General features: G+C 40.7%; 26 protein-coding genes. 10 read left to right on the top strand and 16 right to left on the bottom strand.

What is annotated here, in order from left to right:
- Window positions 1-38: 38 nt before the first annotated feature.
- Complete coding sequence (locus tag A7P55_RS11840; protein WP_171552229.1) at window positions 39-617, bottom strand: nitroreductase; 579 nt, start codon at window positions 615-617, stop codon at window positions 39-41.
- A 254-nt stretch (window positions 618-871) separates the two neighbouring features.
- Here A7P55_RS11840 and A7P55_RS11835 point away from each other — a divergent pair, with 254 nt between their 5' ends.
- Entirely contained in the window at window positions 872-1,255 is a 384-nt protein-coding gene (locus A7P55_RS11835) for a hypothetical protein (RefSeq protein WP_171552228.1), read from the top strand.
- Window positions 1,256-1,304: 49 nt separating this feature from the next.
- Here A7P55_RS11835 and A7P55_RS11830 read toward each other — a convergent pair whose 3' ends face one another.
- Both A7P55_RS11830 and A7P55_RS11825 read right to left on the bottom strand, forming a co-directional pair.
- Complete coding sequence (locus A7P55_RS11830) at window positions 1,305-1,550, bottom strand: hypothetical protein (RefSeq protein WP_171552227.1); 246 nt, start codon at window positions 1,548-1,550, stop codon at window positions 1,305-1,307.
- Between the two features lie 154 nt (window positions 1,551-1,704).
- Entirely contained in the window at window positions 1,705-2,892 is a 1,188-nt protein-coding gene (locus A7P55_RS11825) for a phosphoglycerate kinase (protein ID WP_171552226.1), read from the bottom strand.
- Window positions 2,893-3,031: 139 nt separating this feature from the next.
- On the opposite strand from A7P55_RS11825, the gene A7P55_RS11820 reads away from it, so the two are divergent.
- A complete protein-coding gene (locus A7P55_RS11820; protein WP_004653014.1) occupies window positions 3,032-3,415 on the top strand; it encodes a DUF2237 domain-containing protein in 384 nt (127 codons plus the stop codon).
- The gene (locus A7P55_RS11815) at window positions 3,415-4,008 is read left to right on the top strand and encodes a Maf family protein (RefSeq protein WP_171552225.1); all 594 of its coding nucleotides are present in this window, start codon (window positions 3,415-3,417) and stop codon (window positions 4,006-4,008) included. Before A7P55_RS11820 ends, A7P55_RS11815 begins: the two co-directional genes overlap by 1 nt.
- Window positions 4,009-4,050: 42 nt before the next feature.
- On the opposite strand, the gene A7P55_RS11810 is transcribed toward A7P55_RS11815, so the two are convergent.
- Entirely contained in the window at window positions 4,051-5,541 is a 1,491-nt protein-coding gene (locus A7P55_RS11810) for an MFS transporter (protein ID WP_171552224.1), read from the bottom strand.
- Between the two features lie 127 nt (window positions 5,542-5,668).
- Here A7P55_RS11810 and A7P55_RS11805 point away from each other — a divergent pair, with 127 nt between their 5' ends.
- A complete protein-coding gene (locus tag A7P55_RS11805; protein WP_171552223.1) occupies window positions 5,669-6,259 on the top strand; it encodes a TetR family transcriptional regulator in 591 nt (196 codons plus the stop codon).
- 7 nt (window positions 6,260-6,266) lie between these two features.
- Window positions 6,267-6,785, top strand: a complete 519-nt coding sequence (locus A7P55_RS11800; protein WP_171552222.1) for a GNAT family N-acetyltransferase — start codon at window positions 6,267-6,269, stop codon at window positions 6,783-6,785.
- On the opposite strand, the gene A7P55_RS11795 is transcribed toward A7P55_RS11800, so the two are convergent.
- From A7P55_RS11795 to A7P55_RS11785, 3 genes are all read right to left on the bottom strand, one after another.
- A complete protein-coding gene (locus tag A7P55_RS11795; RefSeq protein ID WP_171552221.1) occupies window positions 6,782-8,035 on the bottom strand; it encodes a serine hydrolase domain-containing protein in 1,254 nt (417 codons plus the stop codon). The two genes, A7P55_RS11800 and A7P55_RS11795, sit on opposite strands and share 4 nt — an antisense overlap.
- Window positions 8,036-8,115: 80 nt before the next feature.
- Window positions 8,116-8,970, bottom strand: coding sequence for a MaoC/PaaZ C-terminal domain-containing protein (locus A7P55_RS11790; RefSeq protein WP_171552220.1), 855 nt, complete (start codon window positions 8,968-8,970; stop codon window positions 8,116-8,118).
- A gap of 141 nt (window positions 8,971-9,111) precedes the next feature.
- The gene (locus tag A7P55_RS11785) at window positions 9,112-10,503 is read right to left on the bottom strand and encodes a 3-oxoacyl-ACP reductase (protein ID WP_171552219.1); all 1,392 of its coding nucleotides are present in this window, start codon (window positions 10,501-10,503) and stop codon (window positions 9,112-9,114) included.
- 223 nt (window positions 10,504-10,726) lie between these two features.
- On the opposite strand from A7P55_RS11785, the gene A7P55_RS11780 reads away from it, so the two are divergent.
- Complete coding sequence (locus tag A7P55_RS11780) at window positions 10,727-12,265, top strand: acetyl-CoA C-acetyltransferase (RefSeq protein WP_171552218.1); 1,539 nt, start codon at window positions 10,727-10,729, stop codon at window positions 12,263-12,265.
- A 70-nt stretch (window positions 12,266-12,335) separates the two neighbouring features.
- Here the strand turns inward: A7P55_RS11780 and A7P55_RS11775 are convergent, their stop codons facing one another.
- The 5 genes from A7P55_RS11775 to A7P55_RS11755 form a co-directional block, all read right to left on the bottom strand.
- On the bottom strand, window positions 12,336-12,965 hold the full coding sequence (locus A7P55_RS11775; protein WP_171552217.1) for a hypothetical protein: 630 nt from the start codon (window positions 12,963-12,965) through the stop codon (window positions 12,336-12,338).
- A gap of 89 nt (window positions 12,966-13,054) precedes the next feature.
- Complete coding sequence (locus tag A7P55_RS11770; protein WP_171552264.1) at window positions 13,055-13,408, bottom strand: hypothetical protein; 354 nt, start codon at window positions 13,406-13,408, stop codon at window positions 13,055-13,057.
- Between the two features lie 116 nt (window positions 13,409-13,524).
- Window positions 13,525-14,313, bottom strand: a complete 789-nt coding sequence (locus tag A7P55_RS11765) for a glutathione S-transferase N-terminal domain-containing protein (RefSeq protein WP_171552216.1) — start codon at window positions 14,311-14,313, stop codon at window positions 13,525-13,527.
- Window positions 14,314-14,325: 12 nt separating this feature from the next.
- A complete protein-coding gene (rraA, locus tag A7P55_RS11760) occupies window positions 14,326-14,838 on the bottom strand; it encodes a ribonuclease E activity regulator RraA (RefSeq protein ID WP_171552215.1) in 513 nt (170 codons plus the stop codon).
- 12 nt (window positions 14,839-14,850) lie between these two features.
- A complete protein-coding gene (locus A7P55_RS11755) occupies window positions 14,851-15,516 on the bottom strand; it encodes an NAD(P)H-binding protein (RefSeq protein WP_171552214.1) in 666 nt (221 codons plus the stop codon).
- A gap of 213 nt (window positions 15,517-15,729) precedes the next feature.
- On the opposite strand from A7P55_RS11755, the gene rpsT reads away from it, so the two are divergent.
- Window positions 15,730-15,996, top strand: a complete 267-nt coding sequence (gene rpsT, locus A7P55_RS11750) for a 30S ribosomal protein S20 (RefSeq protein WP_004807943.1) — start codon at window positions 15,730-15,732, stop codon at window positions 15,994-15,996.
- 47 nt (window positions 15,997-16,043) lie between these two features.
- On the opposite strand, the gene A7P55_RS11745 is transcribed toward rpsT, so the two are convergent.
- Both A7P55_RS11745 and A7P55_RS11740 read right to left on the bottom strand, forming a co-directional pair.
- Window positions 16,044-17,306 (bottom strand): hypothetical protein, encoded by a 1,263-nt coding sequence (locus A7P55_RS11745; protein WP_171552213.1) that lies wholly within the window; start codon window positions 17,304-17,306, stop codon window positions 16,044-16,046.
- A 188-nt stretch (window positions 17,307-17,494) separates the two neighbouring features.
- A complete protein-coding gene (locus A7P55_RS11740) occupies window positions 17,495-20,608 on the bottom strand; it encodes a M66 family metalloprotease (protein WP_171552212.1) in 3,114 nt (1,037 codons plus the stop codon).
- A 315-nt stretch (window positions 20,609-20,923) separates the two neighbouring features.
- On the opposite strand from A7P55_RS11740, the gene A7P55_RS11735 reads away from it, so the two are divergent.
- A complete protein-coding gene (locus tag A7P55_RS11735) occupies window positions 20,924-21,340 on the top strand; it encodes a hypothetical protein (RefSeq protein WP_171552211.1) in 417 nt (138 codons plus the stop codon).
- Window positions 21,341-21,487: 147 nt separating this feature from the next.
- Here the strand turns inward: A7P55_RS11735 and A7P55_RS11730 are convergent, their stop codons facing one another.
- Together A7P55_RS11730 and A7P55_RS11725 are read right to left on the bottom strand one after the other, a co-directional pair.
- A complete protein-coding gene (locus A7P55_RS11730; protein ID WP_171552210.1) occupies window positions 21,488-22,219 on the bottom strand; it encodes a phosphoglycerate mutase family protein in 732 nt (243 codons plus the stop codon).
- Between the two features lie 51 nt (window positions 22,220-22,270).
- Window positions 22,271-23,128: a 3'(2'),5'-bisphosphate nucleotidase CysQ gene (locus tag A7P55_RS11725; protein ID WP_171552209.1), complete on the bottom strand. Its 858-nt coding sequence runs from the start codon at window positions 23,126-23,128 to the stop codon at window positions 22,271-22,273.
- Between the two features lie 11 nt (window positions 23,129-23,139).
- Here A7P55_RS11725 and A7P55_RS11720 point away from each other — a divergent pair, with 11 nt between their 5' ends.
- A complete protein-coding gene (locus A7P55_RS11720) occupies window positions 23,140-23,844 on the top strand; it encodes an HAD-IA family hydrolase (protein ID WP_171552208.1) in 705 nt (234 codons plus the stop codon).
- A complete protein-coding gene (locus A7P55_RS11715) occupies window positions 23,828-24,256 on the top strand; it encodes a S4 domain-containing protein (RefSeq protein ID WP_171552207.1) in 429 nt (142 codons plus the stop codon). The genes A7P55_RS11720 and A7P55_RS11715 overlap by 17 nt, the downstream gene beginning before the upstream one ends.
- Window positions 24,257-24,317: the final 61 nt, after the last annotated feature.

Below are 24,317 nucleotides of genomic sequence, written 5' to 3'. Positions count from 1 at the left end.
TGAAACGAATTTCTTTCTTTAATCATGCAAAACAAAGCTTAGGTTACTTGCCATACTTTTACAAAATCTTGACTGTTTATTTCTGCTCTTGGTGCAATCGCTTTTGCTGCTGTTCCGATATAAATAATTCCAGAAATAAGATCCTGTTGTTTTAATCCCAATTGCTGTTTCAACCAATTCGATTCAACCACAGCCCCAGAACGCCACATGGTTGCAAAGCCTTGTGCTTGTAAAGAGAGCAAGAAGTTTTGAATTGCAGCGCCTGTACTTAAAATCTGTTCAAAGTGTGGAACTTTAGGATGATCTTGAATCGTGGTTAAAGCTAAAACCAACAAAGGCGCACGAAATGGATGTTGTTTCACTCGATCAAGTTGAGCAGGATCTGTCTCACCTAAATCGGCTAAAGCACTCGCTAATTGCTCACCAAAAGCCGCGCGTAACTCTGGGGTGATAACCAAAAATCGCGTTGGTTTTAAACGATGATGATCAGGCGCAGTCAATGCAGCTTGCACTGCTTTTTCGAGTTGTTCTGTATTTGGTGCAGGCTCAATCAGTTGCCCAATAGATTGACGTTGATGAATATTTTGATGAATTGTCTCTATATTTGAGTCCGTCATTGAAATGAATCTAACTAACACAAGGATGGCGCTAGATTAGCATAATCTGAATGATTTCCACTATGCTTAATTCATGCTTGCCACAGACATCTATATTGAATTTCGTTCGTAAATAACAAATATCATCATCGCTAAACTCATCATTCATTTGAGAAAATTTACAGAGTGTCTGCACAAACTGTACATAACCTGCAAAAGCGCTCAGAAATTCTATGTTCCAATAATACAATTATGTAACGACTTGAGAACAAGTAATGAAAAAAACCTTAATCATGAGTTTAGTTGGTGGCTTGGCACTCGGATTGACAGCATGTGCATCTACACCAACCAATACCTTAGCCATTCAAAAAGAAAATAATCAATATGAAGTCACTGGCGTAGGTAAAACCAATCTGATTGCAAAAAACAATGCTGTAAGTGCTGCACAGAAAACTTGTACCCGTAACACCTCACCTGTCGTAGTTGATGAAAAAACCGCGTATCAAGGGGTACTCAAAGGTGTAGTGGATGAGCAAACTGGAAAGATGGTTGAAGCTGCCGCAGGTGTGATTGGTACTTTCACTGGTAAAAATACTTCACTTGCCCGTGATGATGATTATCAAACCACGCTTACCTTCTACTGTAAGGCTAATTCATAAATACAAAAAAGCCGATGTTGAAACATCGGCTTTTTTTCACTTTTATCACTTAGTGCGCTTCGCTCGCAGCGACTTCAGATGCAGCAGCTTGTTCGGCAACATCAGTATTATTTTCATCTAAATTCGGTTTATCAATCGCATCAATTGCAGCTTGTTGCTCTGGGGATGTCTGTGTTGATACAGCAGCAGCTGTTTGGTCTTGCTGTTCAGCATTTTTCGCTTCTTCTTTCTTTGCACATGCAGTCAGCATGATTGGAGCAATAATTAGAGCGGCAAGGGTTAATTTAAATTTCATCACGGCTTTCCACAGTTACTTGGTTAACTTGTGACAATCATATTTCAGATATATGACATTTTCATGACTGTAACGTTGTGCAAAAGTAAAAAGAGCCGATTTAAATCGACTCTTTTTAGGTATTTATTTGATTAATCAGCAGATTAAATCTTGGTTAAGCACGCTCAAGCAATACCGCAACAGCAGGTAAAGTTTTGCCTTCTACGAACTCTAAGAATGCCCCACCACCCGTTGAGATATAACCAATTTGATCAGCAACTTGATATTTATCAATTGCAGCCAATGTATCACCACCACCCGCAATCGAGAAACCAGCAGATTCAGCAATCGCCAATGAAAGTGTTTTGGTTCCTTCACCGAATTGATCGACTTCAAACACACCCACTGGGCCATTCCAAAGAATTGTTTTAGACGTTTTTAAGATGTCTGCAAATGCTTTAGCCGTTTCAGGGCCAACATCCAAAATCATATCGGTATCAGTTACATCAGCCACGTTTTTTACAACAGCTTGTGCACTTGCCAATGAACCAAGGAAATCTTCAAAGTTGATTTGGCTTGCATCTGCAACTACAACATCTGTAGGTAATGGAACACTCACTTTTGCAGCAATTTGTTTTGCAGTTTCAACCAAATCCGCTTCGTAAAGTGATTTACCGACATTAAAACCAGCTGCAGCCAAGAAGGTATTGGCAATACCACCACCCACGATCAATTGATCACAGATTGTAGACAATGAAGTCAACACATCAAGTTTAGTTGATACTTTAGAGCCTGCAACAATTGCAACCATTGGTTTTTCTGGTGTTTGCATTGCACGACCAAGCGCATCTAACTCTGCTGCCAATAAAGGACCCGCAGCGGCGATTGGCGCAAAACGTGCTGCGCCTTCAGTTGATGCTTCTGCGCGATGTGCTGTACCGAATGCATCCATCACGAATACATCACATAACGCAGCGTATTTCTTCGCAAGCTCTTGGTTATTTTTCTTTTCGCCGTGGTTGAAACGAACGTTTTCAAGTAACACAACTTGACCCGCAGCGACTTCAACGCCATCTAAATAATCTGTGAATAATTTAACATCTTGACCCAATGCTTTGCTTAAATAAGCAGCAACCGGTGCAAGTGATTGTTCTGGTTTTGGCTCACCTTCTACAGGACGACCAAGATGAGAAAATACCATCACTGCCGCGCCTTTTTCTAAAGCCGCTTTAATAGTTGGCAATGCAGCACGTAAACGTGCATCACTGGTAATTTCCCCATTTTTTACAGGAACGTTTAAGTCTTCACGAATAAGGACACGTTTACCTGCTAAATCAAGATCAGTCATGCGCTGAAAATTCATGGATGGCTCTCTAGTTGATTTTAAAAACGGCGTAATTTTAAATGATTCTCTGAAATAAAGGTGAGTTTTTTTGCAGAAAAGCTGCCGAAAGCTTCAGTTTTGATTATGATAATCACCGTCACTAAATCTTTCTATTATTATGTCAATTCATCCAGATCCAAAAATTAATCGTTTAAACGTACTTGGCGAACCTTTAGCCAGCTGTTGTTATGACCCAATCACTGGGTATTTTCGTAATGGCTTTTGCCATACGGCGGTCACCGATTTGGGTCAGCATACGATGTGTGCACAAATGACCTCTGAGTTTTTAAATTTCTCACAAAAAGTCGGCAACGACCTGATCACCCCTTTACCCGAGGTTGGCTTTCCTGGTCTCAAACCGGGTGACTTCTGGTGTATCTGTGTTACGCGTTGGGTTGAAGCTTATCAAGCAGGACAAGCGCCACCGATTAAGTTGAATGCTTGCCATAATGCTGTTCTGCATTATGTTCCCTTGAATATTCTTGTGGAATATGCGGTCTAATGCGTCAACCTGAATTGATTTTGGCATCCAGCAGCCAAACTCGCAAAGATCTCATGGATCGTTTAAGGCTCGATTATCGCTGTGTTTCACCTGATATTGATGAGTCAGCAGATGGTGAAGTACATGCTGATGATTTAGCCAAGCGACTGGCCTATGAAAAAGCCCGTGTCATTGCAGAACAATATCCAAATGCGATTATCATTGGCTCGGATCAAGTGGCTTGGCGTGAACATGCCCCCTATGATTTTATTGGCAAGCCGCTGAGGGTTGAAAATGCCATTCAACAATTACAGGAAAATTCTGGTCGAACTGTATTTTTTAGTACCGCACTCAGCGTTCAACATCTGCAATCTGGCTTTGAACACACATTGGTCGAACATTACCAAGTCGAATTTCGTCAACTGACTTTGGCTGAAATTAAACGTTACATCGAAATTGACCAGCCCTTACATTGTGCGGGTAGTTTTAAATGTGAAAGCTTGGGGATTAGCTTATTTGAAAAAATGATCGGTGATGATCAAACCACCTTGATGGGCTTACCCATGATTCAATTGTGTAAGATCTTACGTCAGTTTGGAATAAGTGCGCCTTAAAAAACACCCTGACCTAAACTCAGTTTAGATCAGGGTCAGTGATTATTCTTCGACTACAGTGACTCGCTTTGGTAAAGCAAACCAAATAAAAATCGACAGAATCAAGAACAAGAGTGCAGCCACATTCAGTACGGAACGATGCGATTGGCTAAAGGCCTGTTTTGCAGCTTGAATCAAATGTTCAGCAATTGTTGGCTGTAATTGTTTCGCCGCTTGAATCGCTTCGCCAATTGAACTACTTGCTTGCTGCAACATGTTATTCGGTACATCGCTTGGAATCACAATCGAGTTGGCATAGAACCATGACAACATCAGACCAAAAAATGCAATGCCTAAACCTGCACCTAACTCGTATGCCATCCCTTCAATCGCACCCGCAGCTGTCGCTTTACTTGGTGGAACGGAGGACATAATTGCTGAAGTTGAAGACAGCAAGGCAATTTCCACACTCAAACCTAATAACACCATCCATGCCCATGCGTGGATTTGTGCTTGCATAAAGTCGGTATTGGCCAAGCCCCACAGACTCATCGCACTCATCAGCATACCAAGCGATGCGACAGAACGTAGACCAAAACGGTTCACCAACAGACTGGCAATTGGACCACCTAAACTAATCGCAATCATGAACGGTAAAATAAATGCCCCAGCAGCCAATGGCGAAAGCTGATACACAAATTGCAGCTCTTGCGAAACCAACAGCTCAAATCCCACCAAAGCCATCATTGATACAATCGCCATGACCACGCCAGTCGCAATGACAGGATGTTTAAACAATTGAATATCAATCATTGGTGATTTCGAAGTCAACTGCTGACGAATAAAGCCAACCAACAAACTAAATCCGACGGCAAAGATCAGAACCGACCACACGCTAAAACCATGCATCACCGATTTCACTGCATAGATCATACTCAAGATGGCGATCACCAAGACCAAGGCCTGCAATAAATTCAAGTTTTGCTTTGGCTGACCTGTTTGTTTTGGAATCAAAAATGCAGCCAATACCACCACGGTGATCATGATAGGCACATTAATCAGGAAGACTGAGCCCCAGTGGAAATGCTCAAGCAAAAAGCCACCGAGTAATGGACCAAACGCTGCACCACCACCACCGACTGTTGCCCAGATCCCTAAAGCGAAGTTACGCTGTTTTTCATCAAGGAAAGTATTACGGACTGCCGACAAGGTTGCGGGCAGAATCATTGCCCCACCCACGGCCAATAAAGCGCGTGAAGCAATCAATGCCAATGCGGTTGGTGAAAATGCGGCTGCCAATGAGGCAAGACCAAATAAGACCGCACCAATGATCATCAGGCGTTTATAACCGATACGATCCCCTAAGGCACCCATCGGTAAAATCAGCCCAGCCATGACCAATGAATAAATATCAATGATCCATAACAGCTCGTTGGCTGAGGAAGAAAGCGACTCACTCAAAGTGGGAGTCGCCACGTGTAAAATGGTTGCATCAATCGCGACAGGGATATAGATCAATACAACAATTGCAAGAATTAACCACTTGCGTGACATAAATGCCTCTAAATTGGACAACTGTTCAAATTGGCGTTATTATAACCAAAATTGAACACTTGTCCAACTTTCGGATTTAAGTGAGTTTGTTTCTGATTTGTATATGCTGAAAGGTGCTAGAGAAAGAATGGCTTATTTAAACCGTGAACAACGTCGTGAAATGATTTTGCAAGCCGCCATGCAGGTTGCATTAAACGAAGGTTTTTCCGCGATGACGGTTCGCCGCATCGCCACTGAAGCCCAAACATCAACAGGACAAGTCCATCATCACTTTGCCTCTAACTCACATCTTAAAGCTGAAGCTTTTATTAAGCTAATGCAGCAATTGGACGAAATTGAAAATCAGGTCAAGACTGCCAATTATCTACAGCGTCTCTCTTTATATCTCGGGTGTGAGAATATTGAACAAATCCAACCTTATTTACGCCTTTGGAACGAAGCAGAAGTTTTAATCGACCAAGATCAAGAAATCAAACTGGCCTATAATATTGCCATGCAGGATTGGCACCATTCTATTGTCCGTATGATTGATGAAGGCCAAGCACACGGCGAGTTTCAATTTGACACGAATAGCCATGACATTGCATGGCGGCTCATCGCATTTGTTTGTGGTCTAGAAGGCATTTATAAGTTAGGTTTGGTGGGCTTAAATGAAAACGATTTTAAACGCCACACCGAAGCCATTATTCAAGCAGAACTATTTAAAAAATCAAACTGAGTAAACAATGAAGCGAGCACTATTACATACAGCAAGACTTGATTTATTTGTATTTCAAATGGATGATCTTGTTGATATCTACCCTTGTGTGACAACAACATTAACCCGTTATATGGCTTGGGAACCTGCTCAAAACTTCGCAACACAAGAAAAAATTGGGCAGCAATGGCTAATCGCCGAAACCAACCATACTGATCGCCATTTTGTGTTACGCGATAAAGAAAATCAGCGTTTTATTGGTCTGATTGGCGTGCATCATTTAGACACCCCAACACCCGAATTAGGATTATGGATTCGAGAAGATTGTCACAATCAAGGCTTTGCAAAAGAAGCCTTGTTTAAAGTATTCAAATGGGCTTCTTTACATCTCTCCGCCCAATATTTCTTATATCCTGTTGCAGTGGATAATCAATCAAGTCGTAAACTAGCTGAATTTTTAGGTGGAACAGTGGCTGCGCATAAAACTGAAAAGAAATATGAAGCAGTGATTTACCATATTCCACCCTATCAAATTAAGGCAAATTAAAACCAGCCTTTGCGACCTGTTAATCGTTCATCTGCACAGCGTATGGTTTCTTGACTCAAGCCCCACAGACGATAATCCCCTGTTGCTGAGGTCACATTAAAATTATGCGTATAAGCAAAACTCAGTTCACGATCAAAATCACACCATGCACCTGAACCATTAAAGCCCACATGTCCAAAGCCATGTGGTGCACGTTTGCCCATCGTTAAAATACGGTGGTATCCCAAACGCCAATGCATTGGAATCGGCATCACTCGATCACGCGCTTTACTTTGCACCGTACTGAGTTGCTTAAATACCTCTGGACGAATCAGTTGCTGCCCTTGCCATTGTCCTTGATTGGCTAGCATGGCATAGACTTTTGCCAAACTATCCGCAGTAAATACGCCATTGGCCGCAGGAATGACGGCTTGCAATCCTTCATCACTGTAGAAACTAAAATTGCGCATCCCTTTTGGGATCATAGCATCCTGAAAATCCTGTGGGTTTTGACCTGAAAGCTCTAATAATCTTTCTGACAAAGATGCTTTACGTGGAGCATTGTTTTTCTTGCTTTGTGGTGCACTTGTTAATGGTGCTTTTGGTTTTTCCAATAAACGAGCCACTCGACCCAATTCTGAAGCGGGTGTACCAAAATACGCGCCATCCAGCTCAAGCGGTTGCACCAGATAACGTTGCATCAGCCAACTTAAAGGCTGCTTGGCTGCTTTCTCAAGCACACCACCCAAAATCCAACCATAGGTCAAAGGCTGATAAGCAAAACTTTGTCCTGCTGCAAAACGTGGTGTCGCTGCTGCCATAACCTCTAACATATGCGGCCAGTCCAGCATTTCTGTTGCTGTTTCAATGCTATTGCGAATATCAAATAGACCGCTTTGATGCGATAAAACATGTCGTAACGTAATATTGGCTTTGCCATTTTGAGCGAACTCAGGCCAGTAATGGGCAATGGGCTGCTCATAATCCAGCACACCTTCACTGACCAATATATGGGCAAGTGTTGCAAGAATACCTTTACCCGTTGAGTAACACATCGCCAAGGTATTGGACTGCCAATCTTCTTGTTGAGATTTTTTACCCGTAAAAATATCAACCACTTTTTGACCTTGGAAATACACCACCAATGCAGCACCACCTTGTTGGCTCCGCGCATCTTGTAGACGGCTAAATTGGCTAGCCAAGTCTATAAAGCGTTCATCAACACTACCATGATAATGATGTGTATCGGCAAATAGAATTTCTTTAATCAAAGCTCAATTCCTTATGATATTTATGTTTTTATAGTCTCCCTGTTGCGAACAACAGGGATAATTTAACAAATACTAGCGTATTAAAGTGCTTTTACTGTGCCAGTGACATGCGGCTTTTTAGATTTCACATTACGGATTAAAAAATCTGTTTGCTTTGATTCAACCGCAGTTAAAAACTCAATCGTTGAAGGTAAATACATTGGCAGTTTAAACCAGACATCTGCTTCATACGCTGCTGGAAGCTCAATGCTCGCCAAAGCTTTTGCCTTGCTCCACATCCCATGTGCAATCGCCTGTTTAAAGCCAAATGCTTTTGCAGTCACAGCATGAATATGGATCAAGTTGAAGTCACCAGAAATCACCGCATAACGACGGCCGGTATTTTCAGAAATATTCCATTCTGCCTGTGGTTGATAAGCTGGCTCTTGAGACTCTTTGGCTTTTTCAGTCGCTTTATTCTCTGTTTTTTGGCGGGATAAATAAGTGGTTAAACTTTCCACCACCACTTCACCCCCCACTTTGGCAGTAGTAATGAAATCAAACTGTAAGCCTTTGTCGTGCGGTTTCAACTCACCAAATTTACAAGACAGCGTAATTTGCTCATTTACAGCAATTTTGCGAGTTTGCTTGATCTGATTACGAATATGCACCAAACCCAAGATTGGGAATGGGAACGCTTCGCTGGTCATCATGTGCATTTGCAGACTTTGCGACAAAACTGCTAAATAAATCGCAGGTACGAAACCATCATGTTTAAAACCACAAATCTCGTTATAGCTTTCTAAATGTTTGCTATCAATCTTAAGTGTATCCACCACATATTCAACTTGTGGCAGGACCTTCTCACCTTTTGGCTTTTTGAAAATGAGACCTTGAATGACTTTTGGATAAGCTAAATAAGGTTTTGGCAACTGACTAAAATGACGTGTATTCATAATAAACCTTTTATATTTTAGGAATCCTCCCCAACCCTCCTTTTATAAAGGAGGGAGCTTCCACAAATTATACAGGTTTTAATTTTTAGGAATTCCCCTCTTTTAAAGAGGGGTTAGGGGAGATTTTATAGCTTTAAGTTCTTACGCACCTAACAAGCTTTGACCGCAGACACGAACAACGTTACCTGTTACGCCAGTTGAACCCGTTGACGCATACCAAGCAATTGCTTCTGCCACATCTACAGGTAAACCACCTTGGTTCATTGAATTCATACGACGACCTGCTTCACGAATCGCGAATGGAATCGCAGCAGTCATTTGTGTTTCGATGAAACCAGGTGCAACAGCATTGATGGTAATACCATTCTTTAATGTCGGCGCAGTAAATTTAACCAAACCAATCACACCTGCTTTTGACACAGCATAGTTGGTTTGACCAAGGTTACCCGCGATACCACTGATTGATGATACACAAACGATACGGCCATTTGCATTTAAACCATCATGAGAAAGTAAGTAATCGTTAACACGCTCAATGGCAGACAAGTTAATGTTAATTACAAGATCCCAAAGCTCTGGCTTCATGTTTGCCAAAGTTTTGTCACGGGTAATTCCAGCGTTATGAACAATAACGTCTACACCACCTTGTTTTGCTGCGGCAGTTTTGATTTTTTCACCGGCATCCGCAGCAGTAATGTCAATTGCCAATACTGAACCACCAATTGAACCAGCAACACGCTCAAGATCGGCTTGTTGTTGTGGAACATCTAAGCAAATCACATGTGCGCCATCACGCGCCAATACATGAGCAATCGCTTCACCAATACCACGACTCGCGCCAGTCACTAATGCTGTTTTACCCGCAAGTGGCTTCGCCCAGTCCAAATCGAGCACATCTGCTATAGAAACACGGATCACCTGACCTGATACATAAGCAGAACGTGGAGAAATCAAGAAACGTAAAGTTGATTCAAGGTTTGCTTCTGCACCTTGATCAACATAGACCACTTGTGCAGTAATACCTTTTTTGAACTCTTTACCAACAGACTTGATAAAACCTTCAAGTGCGCGTTGTGCAATCGCTTGTTTTACGGTTTTGGCAGTTTCAGGTGTGGTACCAATCACGATCACACGGCCTGAACTTGAGATTTGGCGTGCGATTGGATTAAAGAAGTTGTACAACTCTTTTAACTGTTCAGAATCTTGGATACCAGAAGCATCAAATACAACCGCTTTAAATTTAGATTCTTTGTCATCTGCATTAAGAGGACGAAGATTTAAACCTACTTTTGCAGCAGTTTGTTGCAATTCAACATTATTGCCAACATAGCTATCGGCATGAATATTACTCAAAACTTGAGCAATCGCAGCAGAAACCGTACTTGAAGGTGCTGCGCCAAGCAATACCGCACCATTCACAACAGGTTGAGCACTTTCAAAACGGTCTAGCGAAACTGGCGACGGTAAACCTAAATTTTTTACAACAAATTTACCTAAAGGTGATTGTGTAAATGCTTGGTATTGATCAGTCATGGTTATTATCTCTCATACAAATGAATTTGTTACAAACACATGAATCATGTTGGGATATGGCATGAAATCAATGTCTGATTGACTCATAGCAAATCATACTTGAGTTCATGTCTAGATGTCTTGACCCGAATGTGGTCTCAAGCGTCATTCTAGTCAATACAGCAGTATTGGAAATATGGTATGTTTGTACCAAGAATATCGCAATTATGCTTGGAAAAGCCTTATGAGCAAAACAACTCAAGAAAATCCAGCAGTCGAGACTTCTGCTACTGAGACTGTGTCAAATACATCAAAAGCAGCTTCTACTTCACGTAAAACTGCAAGCACAGCTTCTAAAGCAGCAAGTACGACACCAAAAACAACTCGTACACGTACGCCAAGTCGCAGTACGAGTAGTACAAAAAGTACTGCTTCTTCTACTACAACGACGAAAGCAGCTACAGCTAAAACAACCAAACCTTCTGTTCAACAGGATAAAACCATGAGCCAAAACACTGTGCGCCGTGTTGCCATTATCGGCGGTAACCGTATTCCTTTCGCTCGCTCTAACGGCGCTTATTTCACAGCCTCTAACATCGACATGTTTACAGCTGCGTTAAACGGTTTGGTTGAGCGCTTCAACCTGCAAGGTCAACGCCTAGGTGAAGTGGTTGCGGGTGCGGTATTAAAGCACAGCCGTGACTTCAACATGACACGTGAGTGTGTTTTAAATACTCAACTTGCACCAGAAACACCTGCTTATGACATTCAGCAAGCATGTGGTACTGGCTTACAAGCAGCGTTCTTGGTTGCAAACAAAATCGCTTTAGGTCAAATCGAAGTGGGTGTTGCTGGTGGTGTTGATACTACTTCTGATGCACCAATCGCTTTCGGTGATGGCTTACGTAAAGCATTATTAGAGCTTAACATTGCAAAAACAGGTAAAGACCGTTTAAAAGCTTTAGCAAAAATTAATGTAAAAGACCTTATGGATGCACCTAAAAATGGTGAACCACGTACAGGTTTATCGATGGGCGACCATCAAGCAATCACTGCGCTTGAGTGGGGTATTCCACGTGAAGAACAAGATATTCTTGCTGCTTCTTCTCACCAAAAAATGGCAAAAGCATACGAAGAGGGTTTCTTCGATGACTTAATCACACCATTCTTAGGCTTAAGCCGTGATAACAACTTACGTGCTGACTCTACTGCTGAGAAATTAGCAAAATTAAAACCTGCATTTGGTAAAGGTGAAGCTGCAACCATGACAGCGGGTAACTCGACTCCATTGACTGATGGTGCTTCATGTGTACTTTTAGCTTCAGAAGAATGGGCGAAAGCAAATGGTCACGAAGTGCTTGCATACCTCACTTTCTCTGAAACTGCTGCGGTTGATTTCGTGGGTAAGAAAGAAGGCTTATTGATGGCACCTGCCTATGCAGTTCCACGTATGCTTGAGCGTGCTGGCCTTAAACTTCAAGATTTCGACTACTATGAAATTCACGAAGCATTTGCATCACAAGTTCTTTCTACCTTGAAAGCTTGGGAAGATGAAAAATTCTGTAAAGAGCGTTTAGGCCTAGATGCACCTTTAGGTTCAATTGATCGTAGCAAGCTGAACATTAAAGGTTCTTCTTTAGCTGCGGGTCACCCATTCGCTGCAACAGGTGGTCGTATCATCGCAACTGCTGCGAAAATCTTAAATGAAAAAGGTTCAGGTCGTATTCTTGTTTCGATCTGTGCTGCTGGTGGTCAAGGTGTAACGGCGATTATTGAAAAATAATTGTTCATCTGCCCATAAAAAAGCTGAATCATTTGATTCAGCTTTTTTATTTATAACACTCCGTTTTAAATCAAGAATTTTGTTGTTCTATACATCTTTCAGCTAACTCAGCATTCCGTATAGATAATTTACGAATTTTTTCCTCAATTGAAAGATCATTTTTCACTCCAAGTTCTTTACGTAAAGCAATTTCTAAATTTAGAAATTTTTCAGCTGTACTTTTCATAGTTCTTAAAATTTCAAGTTCAACATCCATCTTCTTCTTTCTCATTTCATTCGATACATCTTGATTATAAATAAACCAATAAGAAGTTAATGGAACTATTTTTTGAAATTTAATACTTAAACTTGTGACTGCTTCTATTAACTCTAGTTTAATTTCTGGTATAGAAATAAAACTACTTTTGTGCAAAATAGCATTTAAATCAAGATGAGCTTTGAGTAAATCATTATAAAAATCTTGTTCTTCCTTTAGCTTATAACTATAAATGATGTTTATATACTTATGCCATTCACCAATTAACTCTACATACATATCTCTTTTAGCTTCTGCCAATTTTTCTAATTTGTGAGCATTCAAAGTATTCCTAGCGGTAATCCTTATAGAAATTATTAGCACAATCGCACCGATTAATGCTCCTAAAAAACCTAAAACACCTTGTATATAAGCTGCCTGTATAGTTGTATCTATAAAATTCACACCCATTCATCCTTTTAAAGTTACATTAAATAATTTAGACTTAAACAGATATTTTATACTTTTCCGTTATTATTACTCATTCTAACATTTTACCGCGCCCGTTTAAAATTCACATAATAGTCGTTTAACACTTTAATCGCTTGCTTCAACTCTTTTAGATTTTCCTCAGTGTTGCCCAATCGTTCAACAAAACGTTGTGAATGTATTTCCAAATCGATCTTTTCATTAATTTGTGGTGCAATCCGAAATAGCTTTTCTAAATCATCAAATCGATCTAATTTTCGATTAGAAAAATATTCCAAACGAACGCTCAAGCCATTCAACACCACACCATTTAAAATCGCGCCCTGCTCTGCATCAAATGCCAAAGTATGTTCTTTTAAAAATAACTGTTCAGGTGTTTCTTTAGAACTTTTGAATAGATTGCTCAGTTGGCTTAACATTTTGGGATTGATCATCTGACTATTTCAAGCCTATTAAACCGCTAAACCAACCATTGAAGCAACCGCTAGACTACACATATAAAAAAAGCATCTTCTAAAAGATGCTTTCTCGCAATTTATTGGCCGTACTGTTTTTTGAGGTATTCCACAATTTTAGCCGACTCAAACATTTTCACGCCGGTATTGGGATCAATCAAATACGGAACTTGAATATCACGACCCATCAGTTCAACAATCTTTTCACGCTTACCATTAGGCAACGGAATATATTGTCCCGGTTTTAAACGCAAAATTGCAGGCCCCATATCCTGCCAGCGCTCTTTCGGCACATTATGCAGAATGTATGGCAATTCCAACTCAGTCAGTACTTCACGCACCAAACGTGTATAAGGACTTGCCTCAAAGCTCCAAAGTTCTAATAGTTGAGTTGGCGCTGGACGCTCAACAATCTGTGGATTAATCCACACACCACGCGCTGCATTCGCCACGGTCGCCAACGCAGAGACATAAGGAAGTTTTGGATAATGACTAAACTTTTTCGGTGTTTGACCCGTTTTCCCATAATGCTTAAACAGATGATGAATAATCTGCTGTGACTCATACAACTGATCACCCGTATTTTCATCAATCAAGAATGGAAACTGTCTTCTGCCACCTTTTGCTTTCACGATTTGACGGTATTTTTGACCACCTTTTGGACATGGATAGATTTCCACATCCAAATTCAACAAGGTGATTACTTCACGGACACGGCGGCAAAATGGAGAACCTTCGAATTCATAAAGCTTAAGTGCTTTTTCAGGTTGGTTGGGAAATGGCGTTCCAGAAACACCTCGCCCACCTTCTATCAGCGTTGCACACACAGATTGTAAAACCTTGAATTGATGGCTCACCATTTTTAGCATCGCGTTATCCTTTTAACAGTCAGTTAGTTTTTCTTTTGCAATCACAATGCCATTATTATCTGCATAGATATAATCGCCAGAATTGATGGTTACACCGCCAAAATACAACGTGATATCCACTTCACCTATGCCTTTACGATTACTTTTTTGCGGGATTGCAGCCAATGCATGTACGCCTAAATCCAATTCTGCAATCGCATCGACATCACGCACACAGCCATAAATCACCACACCATTCCAGTGATGCTTCACCGCAGACTCCGCAATTAAATCGCCCATTAAGGCACAACGCATTGAAGCACCACCATCAACAACTAAGACTTTACCTGTACCATCGGTGGCTAAGAGTTCTTTTACACGGGAGTTATCTTCAAAACACTTTACAGTGACGACTTGCCCACCAAAAGTTTTACGCGCACCATAACTTTTAAAAAATTTGCCATCTAAGGACGGTGTGACCACTTGCAAATCTTTTTCAGCGTTATCATCTAATAAATCACAAGTTACAAAAGGGATCGTTGTCACTGAAATTCTCCATTATTTGCTTTGTTGTATACTTAAATTGTCATAGCATTTGAATGCGGCAGATTGAGTTTGTGCTGCGACCCGCATAGTATGCGCCAATTGCTCAGCTGTTACAGGTTTTAGTTTAAACGGTCTGGTCCACGCTTTTTCGAGCAGTTTATATGCGGTCTGTGCCAGATCTTCTAGCAAGCGAACTTCACTGCGTTTTCCAATTAGAAGTGAAGGCTGGAAAATTGATAGCTTATAAATTGACAGGCTTTTGAGATAATTTTCCAGTTCACCTTTTACTTTATTATAGAAAACTGGTGAATTAGCATTCGCTCCCAACGCACTGACCACTAATAAATGAATATTTTTATCCTGAACTAAATCAGCAAAATGGGCATTAATTTCATAATCAATCGCGTAAAATGCCTCTTTCGATCCCGCTTGTTTTATAGTGCTTCCCAAGCAGCTGAATGCATGTGTATAAGTACTGACATCTTCATCATTAAGTAATAAGAAATCCTCTAAAACAAGCTGATTAACTTTACTGTAAGTTTTTAATGTATCTGATTTTTTTCTTACAACGACGGTAATCGCATTAAAGTCATCCGAATGTTGTAACTCATCAATGAGTGCTTGACCAACCAAACCTGTCGCACCGATGACGATTGCCTTTTTATCACCTATTTTCATTTTTATTTATTCCAATCAATATCTAAGGCTAATGTAACGTTTTCTTGCACGATTTTCACCTGTTAAATGTACTTAAAAGTATCACAAGACTTGACTTCGCGGCTTAGTTTCCTCAAAATATGGCACTTGTTTACGGGCTGGTGAATGTTGCTAATGTTTTATTGGTTTTAACTTCAGCCCGCCCAGACCAACTTATTTTCAAGGAGTGCACGAGTGGCAAACTCTGCTCAAGCTAAAAAACGTGCTCGTCAAAACGTTAAAGCACGTAAACACAACGCAAGCTTACGTTCTATGGTTCGTACTTATATCAAACGTACTGTAAATGCGATCGCTGCTGGTGATTATGCTGTTGCTACAGAAGCTTATAAAACAGCTGTACCTGTAATCGACCGTATGGCTGATAAAGGCATCATCCACAAAAATAAAGCTGCTCGTCACAAGAGCCGCTTGAACGCTCAAGTTAAAGCATTAGCTAACTAATTTGATGCACATAAAAAAGCCCGAATTTTCGGGCTTTTTTATTGCCTTTAATTTTTTATATAAGGTTGCAAGCCTGTTCCCGCCTCTGTCACGATCTTGAGCAGCTTCTGGCACAATATATAACTCTCCTCCAACAAGCCCAAATCGCTCGCTCGTGCGTTGGTCTGCATCAATAAAGCCTTATGCTGTTGATAGCGTTCTTGCAAATACAACTGATCTTGGCTTAATGCAATCATCATCAACTCAAAACGAAAATCTAAATCAATTTTAAGATCTGCTAGCATATCACCGTAAGCCCATGCCTGTAATACGTCTAACCGACCTTGCCCCAGATTTGAAAAAATAAAATTGATATAAGCATCCAAATTAGTAAAAAAATCCTGAATATCTGTTTGCGTATCCCAACGTCCCATCAATGCAAAACTCGGTTCTACATTATTTTTCTGCCCCGTGTTTTTATGTATATCCATCGAACGTAGACGAAAAATCAAGCGTTCAGATAGCTGCTCTTGCAATTGATCAGGAATAAAACGATCGGTAAAATCCATCGCAAAAGACAGCATTGGACTGACCGTTAATTTTCTAAGTACCATTTTCAACTGATAGAAAATACCAAGCTGCCTGTGGGTGAGTAAAAAACAACGATAGCCTGTATCCAACGCCAATTCAGGCCGTCCGATATTGCCCCAATTTGAAATAAAATCATGCGCAACATTAAATACATCCAACTTTAAATGCTGGGCATAACTTTGCTGTTCAAACCATTGACTAATCAGAAGTTCCGCTTCAGGCATGCTTTGTGGTATTTGGAAATGATTGAATTGCTTCTTAGGCTCAGAAATTGATTCAGTCACTTTGATTTTTAAAGGTTCTAACAAATATGGCTGCAACAGATTTGAAACCGCATTTTCAGGAGATTGTAACTCACCAACTCCCCACACATTATAATTCGACTCATAGAAGCCAATTCCTGTTTCATGCGCGGCCTCATAAAAGACTCGATAGACCGCATCATTTTGTGCTTCATTTGCTAGAACATCTACTTGCACACTGGCACACAATCCTTGAGCAAACTTGGTCTTAATCCCTTGCACCCATTGTTGTGTCTGTTCAGAAAAATAAGATTGGTATTGCGGATCACAAATCTTGTTGCTAAACAAATTCAACCAGGCTTGCAAAGTTCTACCATGACTAGAGATATGGCGATATTGTTGATGCAATTCAAAAGCAACTTGATGTGAATCATCTTCTGAAGGGACTTTACCTGTAAAAACCTCAGGCTCCCATAAGTAAATCGTGTTTAATAACATCTTTTTATCCAATTATGCGTCAAGTTTCTCTTTTTATAAGCCTATCATGACGAAAATTTCTATATTTTAAAAGTGCACTTTTATTATTTTTTTCAACTTTCTAAGAAAATATTCTGCATAAAAAAATATGAAGTCCCGAAGGACTTCATATCATCAATTTATGACGTTGAGATAAAACACTCAAATCATTAAGGACTAGATTGTAAAAGCTTAGTCGCCAATACCAGATTCTTCGCAGACAAACCAGCAAGAACGAGGCTGTTATTTACGACTGGAATCGTCCATTTTTGATTGGCACCACTGGTACAACGATAGCGAATTAGACGTGCGCGATTATTGGTTAAGTAACCACCCTCCAAGTCGAAGCACTGATTCGATTGCTTAATCGCCTGCGCAGTCGTATCAAGTTCCCACACTTGACTACTTACACTGCTGCAAGGCGTCAGATTGATCACATTGCCCGCTGTAGTCGTTAAGCACTGATCTATATATTGCTTGTTATGGATTTTACCCAATGCATCATAAATCCATTTCTCTGAGTCATCACTAACACAGCCTGTTGATCCACTAATAAATGCATTTAAATCACCATTCGCCAACTTCTCAGCTTTTAAACAATTTGTTCTGTTTAATAAACTAGTACTTGATGCAAAATTCAAATCACCTTTGAGTTCTAACTTCTCAACAAAAGCATGGAATGCACTTAATGCATCGGCATTTAAATTGGTCAAATCTGAACGATAGACATTGATCCAGCGATTGAGTCGATAAAGTTTAATTTGCTGCTGGGTATAACGCACCATCTCATTTTGAGCATCAGGCGATAGTTGATCTTTAAAAGTTCTATATGAATCAAATAGTAACTTTGCATCTGTCGAAAGATTTACAACTGGCTTGTTTTTATTCTCGACTAAGGCCTGCTCTAATTGAGGCAACTCAATCGCTCTAAGAGCTGAGTATTCTGCTTCCTTACCAATTTCAACTGCAGGTGCTAGAGCCACTGTACTCACAGGAATAGATGTACTTGAAAGTAGCACTGCTGCTTGATTGGCCTTTTTACAATACAAATTCACTTGCTGCGGTGCTTCACTTTGCGCAAGGTTGACATGGAACTTATTGGCGTTGCTATTCGAGTTCATTCGTTGCGGTGCTAAAGCAATATTTTGACTCGCACTGGCAAACTGCACATTCAGCCAACAACTTGCTGTTACTGCATTTGGATTGGCTTGTGGTAGATCAAATACATTACCCCAGTTACCTTTCGCAGCAGGATAAACCAAGCCAACCTGCGCCTCTGGATCATATCCACCCAAGATGGTATAGACTGGCACACCAAACATTTTTGGTTTCAAGTAATTACCATCAGCACGGTTATACCAAACATTACTTGAGTTTGGTGTTTTAGGCTGAGCAACTTCCATCACACGAGTTATTGCATTCCATTTTTTATAACCCGTTGGAGAAGTTGCATCCCAAACATAACGGTCAAATGCAGGCTGAATTTTTAAATAGATACTATAGCCGGTGTAATGAGTATATTTAGAAATGCTACTTGCCGTCGCACCACCAGACATCGCATCCCAACCATAAGCATATTTATTCAGAAAATTCGGTACACCATTTGCACCATCTCCTAAGTTGGTCGTCGTCCAATTGAGATTACCGCGCATTTTATTTCTAAACGCAATATAGCCCCAGCCACTATCTGCATGATGCGCTGCCCAGAACATATTATCCCCAACAGAACCTGGATAATGCCCCAGCCCATAATGATGGCCAATTTCATGACTAAACTCATTACCGACAGAGTCAATCAAGGTCAGCATGCCATTACCGCCGCTTAGCCCATGGGTTGCCTCACCGTTACTATATTTGCCGCGTGCATAATGGGCCACCACACTTTGCGTGATTTGTGGTTGTTCTTGGCTCGCCATTGAAGCACTGGTGATGCCCCAATTGGCTAAATTAATACCCACACCAAAAGTCGATTTAGCCGTATTTTCACGCATATCACCACTATAGACATCACCTGTGGTTGCACTTGCCGAGTCGTAGATCACACCACTTGCGACCATGACTTTATTCAGCTTTAAATCCTCATATTTGGTGACGATCATACGTGCAGCAGGAATGGTCTGAAAATAATCTGTCCCCGCCTTGGCAGGTTCAAGCAACATATAGTGGCCTGTTGACTTCGGCGGATCGGTTAATAAGCCCAAACGGATATTTTGTACCACCAGCTCACCTGGTGCAGCCAAATCAATATTGTCCGCAGTTAAATCTCCACTACGATTATTCAGCGGATCAACCACGCGAAGATGTAAACCGGCACGAATTTCACTCCATTTTAAAGCAACCGTCCATGCTCTTTTAGAGTAACTCACAGGCGGACGCCCATCAGTATTTGATTGATCAGAGGCTGCAATTCTTGACGGCTCTTTCAATTTAACCATTCTAAGCAGTTGATTACCTTGATAAATTTCGACATGTAGCTTCTGTAGATCACCCATTTCTGCCAATGGTGTCACCAACAACAAGGCATCTTTTTCTGTTGTTAGACGCGGCATTGAGTCTTTTTCATTATTCTTAGGATTGACCACATGACTTTGTGCAAATTGCAGCATTGCAGCAAAACTGCCATTTAAATCATTACGCAGTAGACGTGGCAGTCCAAGCTTATCGTAATCATAAAAACCAAGCACCGATTCATCTATTTTATTTTTACGAGGTTCTGGATACTTTTCTACCACAGGTGGAATAGACGGTGTTTCTGTATTTCCACCCCCACCTTGGTTCGGTGTTTCTGGTGTTGTGTTACCCGAACCATTATTGCCATTGTTCGGTGTTTCAGGTGTTGTATTTTCTGAACCATTATTGCCAGTATTAGGCACTTCTGGCGTAACGCCACCCGAACCAGTATTACCACCATTTGGCGTTTCAGGTGTTGTCGTCCCTGAACTGTTATTACCATTATTCGGTGTTTCAGGAGTTGTCGTTCCTGAACCATTATTACCGGTATTAGGCACTTCTGGTGTAATGCCTCCTGAACTTGTATTACCGCCATTCGGGAGTTCGGGTACAGTAGTCCCCGAACCATTATTTGGTGTTTCTGGCGTTCCATCTCCTGGTAGCTCGTTGGTTCCATCACCAGGTGTAAGGTTGGTATTTCCTCCTGCACCATGTTCATTTTTTGGCGGCTCAGTATTATTTGTTGCATTGGAATGATCTGCACCACCACTACCGCAAGCGACGAGCATGGCCGATAACAAACAAACCGTTAAATGTTTAAGTTGTAATTGCATCACACTTCCCCAAGAAAAACTTGATAAATTATCGTTAATGAAAAATTAAGTTAATTGGTTAAAATTAATATAAATCATGTATTTACATATACTAACAACTTAAATAGCAGGAAGGAAATTAATTTATCGCAAAAACAAAAAATACTGGATTTATTACACTTTTAATCTAATTCAATTTTATTTAGATTTCTAAATTGAACATAAATCCTCCACCAGCACTACATTTCCCTCACTCAAACGACCTATTTCAGGCATATAGAATTCATTTAAATTTAAGTTTTGAGCAACAATCAATCTACAAAACTGGAGAGCCAAATGAATAAGAATGGGAAGTTGATCATCGCAGTCGCACTTTTTTCATGCAGTAGTCTCAGTTTTGCTGCAAGCTGCACAAATACGATCGAGAACAACACGGTCAGTGCTCTCACTGTTCCCGCAGGTGCACATTGCACACTCAACAATTCGTCAATTGAAGGTGATGTAAATATCGGGAAAGGTGGCAGTTTGATTTTAAATAGCTCGTCTATCCAAGGCAGCATTCAAGCTAAGCAAGCAAAAGCAATCAAATTAATCAACTCAAGTGTCAGTGGTGATATACATATTGCACAAGCTGCGACAACATTAAGTTTAGATAAGTCTATAATTTCAGGGAATATTCACTGTTCAACTTCAACTAAGTTGCAAACAAATCTCAGTACGATCGAAGGACAAAAAATTGGAAAATGTGTTTAATCAGACTTTAATCCAATCATGTTGATATCTGAATCCAAATGATCTGTTTGGATTCACATCAACAGCAATCGAACTCTATTGATTAGCTGAGTGACTATCCGATTTGATTTTAATATTTCAAAGCAACATTTCTATGATCGATTAGAACTAGCGATTCAAAAACTGCTTTATTTCTAACGCTTGCCGCTTACCACGCCAAATCCATTTTAATTGACTTTCCGCAAAGTCCTCACCCTCAAACCATACAAACAAACCCTCCATCATGTCAGGCCAATCCGTTTGTTCAATTTGATTTTTACCTGAGATCACCGCAACAATTGCAGCAAGAATCGTGTCATGACTTACAGCCAAACTTAAACCATTCTGTTGTGTAGGATGGGTATGATAAAGCAACTCCAATACATCAAATACGCCCGTAATGGGATGTTTCATCCCTGGCAAAGCATTATTAACGAAGCTATTAATAAAACCTAATGCACCTTGTTTACGGAAATAAGGGGCTGCCTGTTGTATGTCTAAAACAAAGCTACCTGGCTCAACCAATAAACGCTGTTCAACAATTTCAATCTGATGAGTATTCACGGCTTTGCGTGTTTCATCCGCCCCTTCAATCATTAGGGCTGCTGTATCTACACAACGCTGAATCGGGCTGGAAATACAATGCTGAATCGCCCGATCGGTATTTTGAATTAAATATTGTCCCCAAGCATACGCCAAATCTCGTCCCTGCTCAGTCAACTGTAGATCATAACCAGCCAAACCTTGTCCATTCACCAATTCGCGCAAAGAATGACGCGTAAACAAAGTCACAGGTGTAGAAGCATCTGGAAGTAAATCAATTGCTTCAAACATACTTTTAGGCAATAAATGCAGAGTCATATTCACATACAGGCTTTAATTTAACTCACTATAGCATGAGCCAGATAACACTCAATCTAAAATGCCAGAACGACTAAGCGCATCATATGCAATATTTTTGCAATGCTGATCTCGATAAGCGATAAAGCCGCCATTTAAAACCGTTTCACGCTGATTATATAGAAATGGTTTTTGATCCAAAGTCATCAGACCACCTCCTATACTTTCTAGTAGGGCTTGCCCCGAACTAGTATCCCATTCTGAAGTTGGATGGAAACGAGGGTAAATATCAATTTCCCCTTCCAGCATCATACAAAACTTATAAGCACTGCCTGCCTCACGACGTTCCACCTGACGATTCTGCAAGATTGGCTCGATAAAGTTTTTATACTTTGGATTTTTACTGTTATGGCTTAAACCAATTTGTAGCGGAGCCGTCAGATCATGCTCTTCAAGCTGATATTGGAACCATTCTTGTCGACTAAAACCATATTTATACGGTAATTGCGAGGTATGTCCGATGTACATCACCTGCTCACATGGCACAGCAATAATCGCAAATATGGTCTGGTGACCGTCAATCAAACTCAGATTAATCGTGAACTCGTCACGCTCGTGAATAAACTCTTTAGTCCCATCCAGTGGATCAAGCATCCAACAGCGCTGCCATGCCGCGCGCGCTGAATAATCACTTTCTTCAGACAATACGGGTAATTGTGGCGTAACTGTCGCTAAGTGCTTTAATAAAAAATGATTTACTTTTAAATCTGCTTGGGTAACTGGTGAATCATCACTTTTTTCCTGAATATTAAACTCGCAACCTGCACAATAACTTTGGTATTCTTCCCACAATATTTTACTTGCCTGCGCCATGATCGGAACAAGTTGTGAAATTAACTGATCTTGTGGGGCAAGCGTTTTAATAAACATAGACCAACCTTATGTCATATTCAGATTTACAGCAGCAACCAATCGCCATGTTTGACATGGACGGCACCTTACTCGATTTAGCCTTTGATGATTTTATTTGGAATCATTGTTTGCCTGAACGACACGCTCAAGTACATCAATGTACGCTGGAGCAAAGCCAACAAACACTGTTTCAATTCTACCAACAACATAAGCATACACTATCTTGGTATTCTTCGGCGTACTGGACGGCTAAAGTTGGAGTTGATGTATTGCAACTACAGTACGAGCACCGCGAAAAAATTCGTGCTCGTGTCGGCTGCCATCAACTCTTGCAGCAACTCAATGCCCAAGGTTATCGCTGTTGGTTATTGACCAATGCAGATCGTGCAGGCTTACAACTCAAACTTGAAAATGTAGAACTGAGCCCCTATTTTGAACTTATGATCAGTAGCGAAGAATTAGGGCATGCCAAAGAAGAAGTCGCTTTTTGGCAAAAGCTACAACAGTTGCACCCATTTGATCCCGCACAAGCAGTATTTATTGACGACACAGTTGCCGTGCTCAAAGGTGCAGAAAACTTTGGTATCCGCCAGTTATTCAGTATTCTACAGCCCTCTAGTAGCAAAGCTGCGAGAGATACAACTGAGCTGCCATACCCTGCACTTGATCATTTAACCGAACTTTTTGATTATCTTGAAACCAACCAACAGGTAACAGATGCCAAAACAGCATGAAGCAGAAAGCATGGATGCCATGCGCATTGATAAATGGCTTTGGGCAGCTCGTTTTTTTAAAACACGCTCAATTGCCAAAGCTGCGATTGAAGGTGGCAAAGTCCATCACAACAATGATCGCGTCAAAGTTTCTAGAGATGTGCGTGTTGGAATGGAACTCACCATTCAACAGGGTCTCGATAAAAAAACTGTGGTCGTGAAAGCACTTTCCGCCATCCGTGGTGGTGCACCGATGGCGCAACTGCTTTATGAAGAAACCGCAGAAAGTATTACTCGCAGAGAGTTGCATGCCTCACAACGAAAATTGCATAATCTAGCCCGACCTGATCACCGACCAAGTAAAAAAGATCGTCGTGATATCAATCGTTTTAAACAAGAAAATGTCCAATCCTGGTCTTATCATGATGAATAGATCGGATGAATATTTTCTATTTTTGGATGCGTCATCTCGTGTCGCATAGACACAGATCAGA

Source organism: Acinetobacter sp. Ac_5812, from assembly GCF_013072695.1.
In the GTDB taxonomy this organism is placed as follows: Bacteria; Pseudomonadota; Gammaproteobacteria; order Pseudomonadales; family Moraxellaceae; genus Acinetobacter.
This window is presented reverse-complemented; position numbering and strand designations above follow the sequence as displayed.

Excerpts from the sequence above, each read along its gene's own strand:
- A7P55_RS11840 (WP_171552229.1), bottom strand. The coding sequence starts at position 617 with ATGACGGACTCAAATATAGAGACAATTCATCAAAATATTCATCAACGT.
- A7P55_RS11835 (WP_171552228.1), top strand. The coding sequence starts at position 872 with ATGAAAAAAACCTTAATCATGAGTTTAGTTGGTGGCTTGGCACTCGGA.
- A7P55_RS11830 (WP_171552227.1), bottom strand. The coding sequence starts at position 1,550 with ATGAAATTTAAATTAACCCTTGCCGCTCTAATTATTGCTCCAATCATG.
- A7P55_RS11825 (WP_171552226.1), bottom strand. The coding sequence starts at position 2,892 with ATGAATTTTCAGCGCATGACTGATCTTGATTTAGCAGGTAAACGTGTC.
- A7P55_RS11820 (WP_004653014.1), top strand. The coding sequence starts at position 3,032 with ATGTCAATTCATCCAGATCCAAAAATTAATCGTTTAAACGTACTTGGC.
- A7P55_RS11815 (WP_171552225.1), top strand. The coding sequence starts at position 3,415 with ATGCGTCAACCTGAATTGATTTTGGCATCCAGCAGCCAAACTCGCAAA.
- A7P55_RS11810 (WP_171552224.1), bottom strand. The coding sequence starts at position 5,541 with ATGTCACGCAAGTGGTTAATTCTTGCAATTGTTGTATTGATCTATATC.
- A7P55_RS11805 (WP_171552223.1), top strand. The coding sequence starts at position 5,669 with ATGGCTTATTTAAACCGTGAACAACGTCGTGAAATGATTTTGCAAGCC.
- A7P55_RS11800 (WP_171552222.1), top strand. The coding sequence starts at position 6,267 with ATGAAGCGAGCACTATTACATACAGCAAGACTTGATTTATTTGTATTT.
- A7P55_RS11790 (WP_171552220.1), bottom strand. The coding sequence starts at position 8,970 with ATGAATACACGTCATTTTAGTCAGTTGCCAAAACCTTATTTAGCTTAT.
- A7P55_RS11785 (WP_171552219.1), bottom strand. The coding sequence starts at position 10,503 with ATGACTGATCAATACCAAGCATTTACACAATCACCTTTAGGTAAATTT.
- A7P55_RS11780 (WP_171552218.1), top strand. The coding sequence starts at position 10,727 with ATGAGCAAAACAACTCAAGAAAATCCAGCAGTCGAGACTTCTGCTACT.
- A7P55_RS11770 (WP_171552264.1), bottom strand. The coding sequence starts at position 13,408 with ATGTTAAGCCAACTGAGCAATCTATTCAAAAGTTCTAAAGAAACACCT.
- A7P55_RS11765 (WP_171552216.1), bottom strand. The coding sequence starts at position 14,313 with ATGCTAAAAATGGTGAGCCATCAATTCAAGGTTTTACAATCTGTGTGT.
- A7P55_RS11755 (WP_171552214.1), bottom strand. The coding sequence starts at position 15,516 with ATGAAAATAGGTGATAAAAAGGCAATCGTCATCGGTGCGACAGGTTTG.
- A7P55_RS11745 (WP_171552213.1), bottom strand. The coding sequence starts at position 17,306 with ATGTTATTAAACACGATTTACTTATGGGAGCCTGAGGTTTTTACAGGT.
- A7P55_RS11740 (WP_171552212.1), bottom strand. The coding sequence starts at position 20,608 with ATGCAATTACAACTTAAACATTTAACGGTTTGTTTGTTATCGGCCATG.
- A7P55_RS11735 (WP_171552211.1), top strand. The coding sequence starts at position 20,924 with ATGAATAAGAATGGGAAGTTGATCATCGCAGTCGCACTTTTTTCATGC.
- A7P55_RS11730 (WP_171552210.1), bottom strand. The coding sequence starts at position 22,219 with ATGACTCTGCATTTATTGCCTAAAAGTATGTTTGAAGCAATTGATTTA.
- A7P55_RS11725 (WP_171552209.1), bottom strand. The coding sequence starts at position 23,128 with ATGTTTATTAAAACGCTTGCCCCACAAGATCAGTTAATTTCACAACTT.
- A7P55_RS11720 (WP_171552208.1), top strand. The coding sequence starts at position 23,140 with ATGTCATATTCAGATTTACAGCAGCAACCAATCGCCATGTTTGACATG.
- A7P55_RS11715 (WP_171552207.1), top strand. The coding sequence starts at position 23,828 with ATGCCAAAACAGCATGAAGCAGAAAGCATGGATGCCATGCGCATTGAT.